10 protein-coding genes and 1 tRNA gene are annotated in these 10,962 nt (G+C 70.6%); all 11 read left to right on the forward strand.

What is annotated here, in order from left to right; all coding sequences use genetic code 11:
• The first annotated feature begins 68 nt into the window (after positions 1-68).
• The 11 genes from HYV93_05325 to HYV93_05375 all read left to right on the forward strand — a co-directional run bounded on the left by HYV93_05325 (position 69) and on the right by HYV93_05375 (position 10,774).
• Complete coding sequence (locus tag HYV93_05325; protein ID MBI2525386.1) at positions 69-1,523, forward strand: hypothetical protein; 1,455 nt, start codon at positions 69-71, stop codon at positions 1,521-1,523.
• A 3-nt stretch (positions 1,524-1,526) separates the two neighbouring features.
• Complete coding sequence (locus HYV93_05330; protein MBI2525387.1) at positions 1,527-2,930, forward strand: sigma-54-dependent Fis family transcriptional regulator; 1,404 nt, start codon at positions 1,527-1,529, stop codon at positions 2,928-2,930.
• A gap of 169 nt (positions 2,931-3,099) precedes the next feature.
• Positions 3,100-3,185, forward strand: a tRNA-Leu gene (locus HYV93_05335).
• Positions 3,186-3,396: 211 nt separating this feature from the next.
• Complete coding sequence (gene tig, locus HYV93_05340) at positions 3,397-4,665, forward strand: trigger factor (protein MBI2525388.1); 1,269 nt, start codon at positions 3,397-3,399, stop codon at positions 4,663-4,665.
• Between the two features lie 14 nt (positions 4,666-4,679).
• Positions 4,680-5,327 (forward strand): ATP-dependent Clp endopeptidase proteolytic subunit ClpP, encoded by a 648-nt coding sequence (gene clpP / locus HYV93_05345; GenBank protein MBI2525389.1) that lies wholly within the window; start codon positions 4,680-4,682, stop codon positions 5,325-5,327.
• A gap of 10 nt (positions 5,328-5,337) precedes the next feature.
• On the forward strand, positions 5,338-6,555 hold the full coding sequence (gene clpX / locus HYV93_05350) for an ATP-dependent Clp protease ATP-binding subunit ClpX (protein MBI2525390.1): 1,218 nt from the start codon (positions 5,338-5,340) through the stop codon (positions 6,553-6,555).
• Positions 6,556-6,742: 187 nt separating this feature from the next.
• The gene (locus tag HYV93_05355; protein MBI2525391.1) at positions 6,743-7,069 is read left to right on the forward strand and encodes an RNA-binding protein; all 327 of its coding nucleotides are present in this window, start codon (positions 6,743-6,745) and stop codon (positions 7,067-7,069) included.
• A gap of 117 nt (positions 7,070-7,186) precedes the next feature.
• On the forward strand, positions 7,187-7,888 hold the full coding sequence (gene rsmI / locus HYV93_05360; protein ID MBI2525392.1) for a 16S rRNA (cytidine(1402)-2'-O)-methyltransferase: 702 nt from the start codon (positions 7,187-7,189) through the stop codon (positions 7,886-7,888).
• The gene (gene thiD / locus HYV93_05365; GenBank protein ID MBI2525393.1) at positions 7,867-8,658 is read left to right on the forward strand and encodes a bifunctional hydroxymethylpyrimidine kinase/phosphomethylpyrimidine kinase; all 792 of its coding nucleotides are present in this window, start codon (positions 7,867-7,869) and stop codon (positions 8,656-8,658) included. The genes rsmI and thiD overlap by 22 nt, the downstream gene beginning before the upstream one ends.
• The gene (gene tatC / locus HYV93_05370; protein MBI2525394.1) at positions 8,655-9,428 is read left to right on the forward strand and encodes a twin-arginine translocase subunit TatC; all 774 of its coding nucleotides are present in this window, start codon (positions 8,655-8,657) and stop codon (positions 9,426-9,428) included. Before thiD ends, tatC begins: the two co-directional genes overlap by 4 nt.
• On the forward strand, positions 9,425-10,774 hold the full coding sequence (locus HYV93_05375; protein MBI2525395.1) for a DEAD/DEAH box helicase: 1,350 nt from the start codon (positions 9,425-9,427) through the stop codon (positions 10,772-10,774). The genes tatC and HYV93_05375 overlap by 4 nt, the downstream gene beginning before the upstream one ends.
• Positions 10,775-10,962 lie beyond the last annotated feature (188 nt).

Below are 10,962 nucleotides of genomic sequence, written 5' to 3' on the forward strand. Positions count from 1 at the left end.
GGCCCCGAGTCGTCCCCCGTCCTCCCTGCGTTGACCGCTCGGGCGCCATTTGCCATGATGGGCCCGACATGAAGACGTGGGCTCTCGGCCGGCCGCCATCCGGGTCGGCGCTGATCCGGCAGTTCGCGATCCTGAGCCTTCTCGTGGTGGCGCTCATCACGGCGGCCCTGTCCGTCGTGCTCTCGTACGCGCTCCGCAGGGATTTGCTCGAGCGGGAGTGGGGATTCACGGCCGACTACGTGCGGACCGAGGCGCAGCAACACCTGGCGCCGGGTGACTTCGCGGCGCCCGCCACCGCCGAGGCGCAGGAGCACTTCCGGACCTTCTATCATCAGACCGTGATGATGCCGGAGATCGCGCGGGTGAAGATCTACGACGCGGGCATGGCGGTGATCTGGTCCGACGAGCCTCGGCTCATCGGCCTGCGCTTCCCCGAGAACCCGCACCTCGTGAGTGCCCTGGGCGGGCGCACCATGATCAACCTCGAGGCCGGCGAGAAGAAAGGGGAGCACCTCTTCGAGCGCGAGGGATTCCCCCAGCTCGTCGAGGTCTACGTCCCGGTGGTGTACCGGGGGGATGCGCGCGTGGTCGGCGTGATCGAGACCTACAAGGTGCCCGAGCGTGTCTTCGCCAGCATCCGCAAGGCACAGCTGGCGGTGGTCGGGACAGCCCTGGGAGGAGGCACGGGGCTGTACGTGTCACTGTTCTGGATCGTGCGCCGCGCGGCGCGCCGGATCGAGAGCCAGCACGAGGCGCTCGAGCAGCGGAGCCACCAGCTCGGCGCGGCCAACGTTGAACTGCGAGCTGTCCAGGCCCAGCTGGTCGCAGCCGAGCGGATGGCCGCCGTCGGGGAAGTGGTGACGGCGGTCGCCCACGGGATCCGCAACCCGCTGGCGAACATCCGGGCGTCGGCCCAGGTCGCCCTGCTGGACTGCGGCGACTGCCAGGCGCACCCGGCGGGGCCGCGGGGTCTGACGAGCATCATGGCCGAGGTGGACCGGCTCGAGGCGCGGCTGAAGGAGCTCCTCCAGTTCGTCCGGCCCGCCGAGCGCCGCAGCGCGCGGGTGGAGGTGAACGCGGTGGTCCAGCGCAGCCTGGAGATGCTGGCGGCCCACAGCGTGAAGGCCGGCGTCGGCGTGGCCGCCCGGCTTGCGCCCGAGCTGCCTCCCGTCACGGGGGATGCCATCCTCCTCGAGGAAGTGTTCGGGAGCCTCATCGGCAATGCCATCGATGCCGCCGCCTCCGGCGGCGGGACCGTCTCGTTGCGCAGCGGCGCGACGCGGGACGAGGCAGGTGCGCCGCAGGTCTTCGTCGAAGTGCGGGACAGCGGCGCCGGCATCCCGGACGAGGATCTCGCGAAGATCTTCGAGCCCTTCTACACGACCAAGGCCCAGGGGACGGGCCTGGGACTCGCCCTCGCCCGGAAGTTCACCCAGGCGCACGGGGGCAAGATCACGGTGCGCAGCCTGCCTGGGGAGGGCGCGACCTTCCGCGTGGTGCTCCCGGTCGCGGCGGAGGCCTGAGCGGTGCCGCCCCTGGTGCTCGTGGTGGAGGACGAGACGATCCTGGGGGACTCCATCGCGATCTATCTCGACCGGTACGACTGTTCGACCCTCGTGGCGCGGTCAGGCGAGGAGGGCGTGCGGCTGGCCGAGGAGGCGAGCCCGGACGTCGCCGTGGTGGACGTCCGGCTCCCCGGCATCGATGGTCTCGAGGTGCTCCGTCGCATCCGGGAGGCCTCGGCCGCGACCGAGGTGATCATGATGACGGCCCACGCCTCGGTGACCGCCGCCGTGCAGGCGATGAAGCTCGGGGCCTTCGACTACCTGACGAAGCCACTGGACCTCGACGAGCTCCGCGTGGTGGTCGACAAGGCCGTGGCCCACCTGCGCATGCAGCGGGAGCTGTCCTATCTCAAGGCCCGCCAGGGGGCCGACGGCCATGTGTCGGGCATCGTGGGGGAATCCGCTCCGATCCGACTTCTGCGGAAGCAGATCGAACGGATCGCGTCCCTCGAGACACCCGCGGGCGGCGCGGCGCCGACCGTGCTGGTCGTGGGTGAAACCGGGGTCGGCAAGGAGATGGTGGCCCGAGCGATCCACTACCAGAGCCCGAGGGCCCAGGGGCCCTTCGTCGAGATCAACTGCGCCGCCATTCCGGCCACGCTCCTCGAGGCCGAGCTGTTCGGGTACGAGCGAGGCGCGTACACGGATGCGCGGAGCGCAAAGGCGGGCCTCTTCGAGTCCGCCGACGGCGGGACGCTGTTCCTGGACGAGATCGGGCACATGGATCCCGCCATCCAGGTCAAGCTCCTCAAGGCCATCGAGGACAAGGCGGTCCGGCGCCTGGGCGGGCTCCGGCAGAAGAGCTTCAACGCGCGGATCGTCGCGGCGACCAACCGCGATCTCGAGGAGGCCATCGCCGAGGGCGCGTTCCGGGCGGACCTCTACTATCGCATCAAGGTGCTGACCGTGGAGGTGCCGCCGCTGCGGGAGCGCGGCGCAGACATACCCCTCCTCGCGCGCCACTTCATGCGCCGGTTCACGGCGCAGTACGGGCTGCCCGTGAGGGACCTGGCGCCCGACGCCGAGACGGCGCTGCTCGCCTACGGGTGGCCGGGCAACGTGCGCGAGCTGGCCCACGTGCTGGAGCGGGCCGCGCTCCTCCATGGGGGGCCCATCGTCACGGCCGAGCAGCTGGGGCTCGCCGAGGCCAAGCGCCCCGCACCGGTGAGTGTCGGGGCCGGCAAGGGCGTGACCGTGGACTTCGGGTCCGGGGGCATCGTGCTCGACGACGTGGAGCGGGAGCTCATCGTGCGGGCCCTCGATACGTCGGGGTGGAACCGGACGCGGGCCTCCCGGCTGCTCGGCATCTCGAAGGAGACCCTGCGCTACCGCATGGAGAAGTTCCACCTCAGCCCGCCGGGCTGAGGGGATCCCCTGCTCCGCAGCTCCTCGGGCCGGCTCCTCGAGGGATTTCGGCGACGAGGGGGGCGAACCACCTCGGGCCAGCACCGCGGGCTCGGAAGGGTCGGGGCGGGGGCCCTGTGCTATTCTTTGGGGGCGGTCGGCCCGCCCACGTACCCGCGAACGCACTCGTGCGAGAGTGGCGGAACTGGCAGACGCGCTGGACTTAGGATCCAGAGGGGCATCCCCGTGGGGGTTCAACTCCCCCCTCTCGCACCAAGCCCCCGTGCAGGGCGAGATGAGCCGCGGCCGCGGGCTGGGCCCCGCGCGCGGCGAGGCGAGCGAGATCCGTTGGGCGAGATGAGCCGGGCAGCGGCGAGGCGAGCGAAATCCGTTGCGCGAGATGAGCCGGGCAGCGGCGAGGCGAGCGAAATCCGTTGCGCGAGATGAGCCGGGCAGCGGCGAGGCGAGCGAAATCCAAGGAGTCGGAATGAAAGTCGACGTTCAGGAGCTGGGAGCCTGCAAGCGGCGCCTCCAGGTGGAGGAGGAGCCCGAGGTGGTGCGTCGGGCCTGGGAGCACGCCTTCAGCCGGGTGCAGAAGGAGGCCCGGCTGCCGGGTTTCCGCAAGGGCAAGGTCCCGCGCAGCATGATCAAGATCCACTTTGCCGACGACGTGAAGCAGGAAGTGGCGCGCCGGCTCATCCCCGACGTCTATCGCCAGGCGCTCGGGGAGACGCGGATCGAGCCCGTGGAGGAGCCCGATCTCCAGGAGGTGCGGCTCGAGGAGGGCGCCCCGCTGTCCTTTGCCGCCGTGGTGGAGATCAAGCCCACCATCGAGCTCGGCACCTATGTGGGCCTGGCCGCGCAGCACACGCCGAAACCCCTCGCCGACGAGGAGGTGGACGAGGTGCTCGGTCAGCTCAGGGAGCGCCACGCCGAGTACCGGGCCGTGGAGCGGCCGGCCGACCTGGGCGATCTGGCCATCGTGGACTACACGCTCACCCCCGAGGGGATGGCGCCGCGCGCCGAGACCGGGTACGGCATCGTCCTCGGCCAGGGGGCCGTGATGCCCGAGATCGAGGAGGCCGTGATCGGGCTCGGGCCGGGCGGCTCGCGCCAGGCGCGGGTGCGCTTCCCGGACGACCACAGCAACGAGGCGCTGCGGGGGCGTGCCGGGGAGGCCACCGTCACGGTGAAGGAGGTCAAGGAGAAGGTGCTCCCGCCGCTGGACGATGACTTCGCCCGGGGCATGGGGCCCTTCGAGAGCCTCGAGGCGCTGCGTGCCGAGCTCAGGAAGGACCTCGAGAACCGCCGCGCCCGCGAGAACCGCCGCGCCCTCGAGGACGCCGTGGTGGAGGTGCTCCTGGCCGGGCACGCCTTCCAGGTGCCCGACGCGCTGGTTCTCCGCCAGGTGGGCCACCAGATCGAGCACACCCGGGAGCGGCTCCGCCAGCAGGGCGTGGACCCTGACCGGCTGCCCTGGGACTACCCGAAGCTGCTGGAAGAGATGCGGCCCGGAGCCGAGCGCGCCGTCCGCCGGTCGCTCCTGCTGGAGGCCATCGCCGAGAAGGAAGGGCTCGCGCCGGGCGAGCCCGACGTGGAGGCGGAAGTCGAGAAGATCGCTCGGGCCAGCCAACGGCCGGCGGCGGCAGTGCGGAGCATGATGGAGAAGAACGGGGACCTGGACACTCTCCGCTTCTCGCTGCGCGAGGCTCGGACGCTCGACTTCCTCATCGAGCACGCCCGGATCACCTCCTGAGGTACACTACGGACATGGCAAGGAGACGGTCAGTGGGCCTGATTCCGATGGTCGTGGAGCAGACGCCCCGCGGCGAGCGGGCGTTCGACATCTTCTCCCGGCTCCTCAAGGAGCGGATCATCTTCCTTCCGACGTACATCGAGGACGAGATCGGCAACCTCGTCATCGCCCAGATGCTCTTCCTGGAGGCGGAGGATCCTGACAAGGACATTCACCTCTACATCAACTCGCCCGGCGGATCGGTGACGGCCGGCATGGCCATCTACGACACCATGCAGTATGTGAAGCCCGCGGTGTCCACCATCTGCATGGGGCAGGCGGCCTCCATGGGGGCGCTCCTGCTGGCCGCCGGCGCCAAGGGCAAGCGCTTCGCCCTGCCGCATGCGCGGATCATGATCCACCAGCCGCTGGGCGGCGTGCAGGGGCAGGCGACCGACATCGACATCCAGGCCCGGGAGATCCTCCGCATGCGCGAGGAGCTGAACCGCATCCTGGTGCACCACACGGGCCAGTCCATGGAGAAGGTCCAGCGGGACACCGACCGCGACTTCTTCATGACCGCCGAGCAGGCGAAGGACTACCACATCGTGGACGACGTGATTTCCTCCAAGCCGACCCCGCGCCCCGTCAGCGAGGCCGCGGCGGTGTCCGGCACGAGGTAGCTCGCGTCTCATGGCCCGCGCGCGCGAGGGCGGGGGATCGCTGAAGTGCTCGTTCTGCGGCAAGAGTCAGAACGATGTCCGCAAGCTGATCGCCGGGCCCACGGTCTACATCTGCGATGAGTGCATCGAGCTCTGCAACGACATCATCGCGGAGGAGTGGGAGGAGGAGAAGAGCCGGGAGATCCGGAGCCTCCCCAAGCCCGTCGAGATCAAGAACCTCCTCGACCAGTACCTGGCCGTCGCCGTCCACAACCACTACAAGCGCATCGAGGCCGGCGCCGAGGGCGGCGAGGTGGAGCTGCAGAAGGCCAACATCCTCCTGATCGGCCCCACGGGCTCCGGCAAGACGCTCCTGGCCCAGACCCTCGCGCGGATGCTCCAGGTCCCGTTCACCATCGCGGATGCCACCACCCTCACCGAGGCGGGCTACGTGGGCGAGGACGTGGAGAACATCATCCTGCGGCTCTTGCAGGCGGCCGACTACGACGTGGAGCGGGCGCAGCGCGGCATCGTCTACATCGACGAGATCGACAAGATCGCGCGGAAGTCGGAGAACCCGTCCATCACCCGGGACGTCTCGGGGGAGGGCGTCCAGCAGGCGCTGCTCAAGATCCTCGAGGGTACGGTGGCCAACGTGCCGCCCCAGGGCGGACGCAAGCACCCCCACCAGGAATTCATCCAGGTGGACACGACCAACGTGCTCTTCCTCTGCGGCGGCGCCTTCGTGGGACTGGACAAGATCGTCGAGAGCCGGGTGGGCAAGAGCGGCATGGGCTTCGGGGCGGAGGTCAAGAGCCGGGACGACCGCCGGGTCGGGGACCTCCTGGCCCTGGTGCAGCCCGAGGACCTGCTCAAGTTCGGGATGATCCCGGAATTCGTGGGGCGCCTGCCCGTGGTCGCCACCCTTCACGACCTGGACGAGCCGGCGCTCATCCGCATCCTCCGGGAGCCGAAGAACGCCGTGATCAAGCAGTACCAGAAGTACTTCGAGCTCGAGCGGGTGCGGCTCAAGTTCACCGACGACGCGGTGGCCGCCGTGGCCCGCGAGGCGATGAAGCGCGGCACGGGCGCCCGCGGGCTCCGGGCCGTCCTCGAGGAGGTCATGCTGGAGGTGATGTACGAGCTGCCGTCGATCCCCGGGCTCAAGGAGTGCATCGTCACGCGGGAGGTGATCCTGGCCAAGGATCGCCCGATCCTCATCTCCGAGCAGAAGGCCGAGTCCGCCTGACCCGGGCGGCCCCCGGACCCGAGCACCCCGGCAAAACCTCCGGAGCACGGGCCCGAGGAGTCGTGTACACTCAAGCCCCCTGGCAGCCGGAGGCTCATCGTGAGCCCGCCCCGCGGTCAGGCCACGTCCTGAGCTTCTTCCGAGCTCGGGTCGTCCACAGTGCGGAAGATGCAGAAGGAGCGCCTCCATGGCCGTGAAGCTGTTCGTCGGTGGGCTGTCGTTCTCCACTTCCAATGAAGGGCTCCGCGCGGCCTTCGCCGCGGTGGGGGCCGTCGAGTCCGCCAGCGTGGTGACCGATCGGGACACCGGTCGCTCGCGTGGGTTCGGATTCGTCGAGATGGCGACGGCCGAGGAGGCCAATGAGGCGGTGTCCCGGCTGAACGGGACTTCGCTCGACGGCCGCCAGATCAAGGTCGAGATCGCGAAGGGGCCGTCCGGCGGTGGCGGGCAGCGGCGCGGCGGGGGTGGCGGCGGCTTCGGCGGCGGCCACGGCGGCTGGCGCGGCGGGCGCTGAGCCGGAGGCTCTCATCGGCAGGGCCGGCCGTGGCCCGCGCCCCGGCCGGCCCTCCCCCTTCCCTCCCTCTTCCACGGTAGCCCCGGCCTGCCCGTTCCGTGACGGGAGGGCGCGCTCATGAGCGTGGGGACCCTCTACGTCGTCGCCACGCCCATCGGGAACCTCGAGGACCTGACGCTCCGCGCCCTCCGCGTGCTCAAGGAGGTGGATCTCGTCGCCTGCGAGGACACGCGGCGGACGCGTGGGCTCCTCACTCATTTCGGCATCCCCGGGGCGGTCACGAGCTACTTCGAGCACAACAAGCTGCGCAAGGGGGAAACCCTGCTCGGCGCGCTCCGCGACGGCAAGTCGCTGGCGCTCGTGACCGACGCCGGGACGCCCGGCATCTCCGATCCCGGCTTTCTCCTGGTCCGCCAGGCGCGCGAGGCCGGCATCCCGGTGGTGCCCGTGCCCGGGCCTTCGGCCGTCGTGGCGGCGCTGTCGGCCGCCGGCGTTCCCGCCGACCGCTTCATCTTCGACGGCTTCCTGCCGGTCAAGCCCGGGCGGCGGCTCCACCGCCTCGCGGCGCTCCGCGCGCTCCAGATGACCGTGGTCTACTACGAATCGCCCCATCGGCTGCTGGCCTCCCTCGCGGCCGCGGCCGAGGTCTTCGGCGAGGTGCCGATGGTGGCCGGGCGCGAGCTCACCAAGCAGTTCGAGGAGATCGTCGAGGGCACGCCCCGGACGCTCCACCGGCGCTTCGCCTCGGGACCTGTCCGCGGGGAATTCACCCTCATCATCCCGTATACTAAGAGGCCATGCGTATCCCGCGGGCCCTGACGATCGCTGGGTCGGACTCCGGCGGCGGCGCGGGCATCCAGGCCGACCTCAAGACCTTCTCCGCCTTCCGCGTCTTCGGCATGTCCGTCATCACGGCGGTCACCGCCCAGAACTCGCTGGGCGTGCAGGGAGTCGAGAACCTGCCCCCTGCCTTCGTGGCCCGGCAGCTCCGCTCGGTGCTGTCGGACTTCGGTGCCGACGCGGCCAAGTGCGGGATGCTCTCCACGGCACCCATCATCGACGCCGTCGCCGAGGTGCTGGCCGAGTGCCCGATCGGCCAGCTGGTGGTGGATCCGGTGATGGTCGCCAAGTCCGGCGACCCGCTCCTCCGCCCCGACGCGCGCCAGGCCCTCGTCGGGCGCATCCTTCCCCTGGCCCTGGTGGTGACGCCCAACCTCCCCGAAGCCGAGGCGCTCAGTGGCATCCCGGTGAGGGGCCGCCAGGCGATGGAGGAGGCGGCCCGCCGCATTCACGCGCTGGGGCCCCGGCACGTGCTCGTCAAGGGCGGCCACCTCCCGGGGGATGCGGTGGACCTTCTCTGGGACGGGCGCGCGTTCACGGCCTTCTCCGCCCCGCGCGTGGACAGCCCCAACACCCACGGCACCGGGTGCACGTTCTCGGCCGCCATCGCCGCCGGGCTGGCACTTGGCCAGTCGCTGATCGAGGCGGTGCGCCGGGCCAAGGCCTACGTGACGCGCGCCATCCAGGAAGGCTTCCAGGCCGGACGCGGGGTGGGGCAGCTGCGCCACTTCCTCACGGACTGGGCATGACCGACACCGACGACGCGAAGATGTCGTTCATGGAGCACCTGGGGGAGCTCCGCACCCGGATCATCTGGAGCCTCGTGCCCGCCGGCCTCGGGCTCCTCGTCGCGTTCCACTACTCCGACCGCATCCTGAGATTCATCGCGCGCCCGCTGGCCAAGACCGGCTCGCAGCTCGTCTTCCTCTCGCCGACGGAGGCCTTCTGGACGAGCATGAAGATCGCCATGATCGCCGGCCTGTTCCTGGCCATGCCGGTGATCCTCTGGAACGTCTGGGCCTTCGTCGCCCCGGGACTGCACAAGCACGAGCGCCGCTACGCGGGGCCGTTCGTCCTCATCGGCTCGTTGCTCTTCCTGGGCGGGGGCGCCTTCGCGCTGCTCGTGGTGGTGCCCTTCGCCATCAACTTCCTCGTGGGCTTTGGCCAGGCGCAGGGCATCAAGGACATGATCTCCGTCTCGAGCCACGTGGACTTCGTGGTCAAGTTCACGCTCGCCTTCGGCCTGGTCTTCGAGATGCCGGTGGTGATCACGCTGCTCTCCATGCTCGGGGTGGTGACGCCGCAGTTCCTGTCGCGCAACCGCAAGTACGCCATCCTCATCAACTTCCTCATCGCCGCGATTCTCACGCCGACCCCCGATGCCGTGAACCAGACGCTCATGGCCGGGCCCCTGATCGTGCTCTACGAGGTCGGGATCCTCTCCGCCCGCATCTTCGGCCGGCGCGCCAGGAAGGCCGCCCCCGCGGCGGCCCCGGCGGCCCCCTCGGACGCCAGATGAGCGCCGCGCTCGAGTTCGCTGCCCTCGACCTGCCGGAGCCGGTGCGGCAGGGGATCCGAGACGCGGGGTTCGCGGCGGCGACCGCCATCCAGGAGGCGGCGCTGCCCCTGGCGCTCAAGGGCAAGGACGTGGCGGGCCAGTCGCAGACCGGCACAGGGAAGACCGCCGCCTTCCTGATCGCCGCCTTCACCCGCTGCCTGCGCCACCCGGCGCCGCCCCGGAGCGGGCCGACGGCGCCCCGCGTGCTGATCATCGCCCCCACCCGCGAGCTGGTCGTGCAGATCCGGGCCGACGCGACCCTCCTGGGGGCCCACACGGGGCTGCGCATCCTGGCCGTCTACGGCGGCGTGGACTACGCCAAGCAGCGCGACGAGCTGGGGGAGGCCTGCGACGTCCTGGTGGGCACGCCCGGCCGGCTCATCGACTACCTCAAGCAGCACGTCTGGTCTCCGGCGCGGGTGGAGGTGCTCGTCATCGACGAGGCCGACCGGATGTTCGACATGGGCTTCATCGCCGACCTGCGCTTCATCCTGCGGAAGCTGCCGCGGCCGGAGAAGCGGCAGTCCTTCCTCTTCTCGGCGACCCTGTCCTTCCGCGTGATGGAGCTGACGTGGGAGTTCATGAACAACCCCACGCAGATCACCATCACGCCCCAGCAGAAGACGGCGGAGAACGCCGAGCAGGTGCTCTACCACGTGGGCCGCGAGGAGAAGTTCAGCCTCCTGCTCGGATTGCTCAAGCGCGAAGGCGGCAGCCGCATCCTGATGTTCGCCAACACGCGCGAGGAGGCCCGCCGGCTCGAGGATCGCCTGGGCCGCAACGGCTGGCAGGCCCGGGCCCTGACGGGGGATGTGGACCAGAAGCGGCGACTCACGCTGCTCGGCGACTTCAAGGAGGGGACGCTCCCCATCCTCGTGGCCACGGACGTGGCCTCGCGAGGACTCCACATCGAGGGCGTGAGCCATGTGATCAACTGGGACCTGCCGCAGGACGCCGAGGACTACGTCCACCGCATCGGCCGCACGGCGCGGGCGGGTGCGGCCGGCAAGGCCATCAGCCTCGCCGACGAGGCGGGGGCGCTCGAGCTCGAGGCCATCGAGAAGTTCATCGGGGAGAAGATCCGGGTCGAGTGGGCCGAGGACGACTGCTACCTGCCCGAGATCAAGCCCACCAGCGAGGAGCGCCGCCGCTACGCCGAGGAGAAGCGCCAGCGGCTGGCCGCTCGCGGCGGTCGCGACCGCGGCGGCCCGGGGCGTCCGGGCGGGACCCATGTCGGGCGGCCCGGCGGCTCGCAGGCCGGGCGACCCGGCGGGCCGTCGCGGGGCCCCCGCCGCGGCCGCAGCTAACCCGTTTCCCCCGGGCCCCGCCGGCACCGCATCACCGGCCTCCGGCCCCCAGGGCGCTCAGAAGGGCGCCCTGGGGCTAGAAGCGGCGGCGGCCGCCGAGCTGCTTCTTGCGCAGCCGGAGCGACTTCGGGGTGACCTCGAGCAATTCGTCCTCGCGAATCCACTCGAGGCACTGCTCGAGGCTCATC

It is taken from the genome of Candidatus Rokuibacteriota bacterium (genome assembly GCA_016188005.1).
Taxonomy (GTDB): domain Bacteria; phylum Methylomirabilota; class Methylomirabilia; order Rokubacteriales; family CSP1-6; genus UBA12499.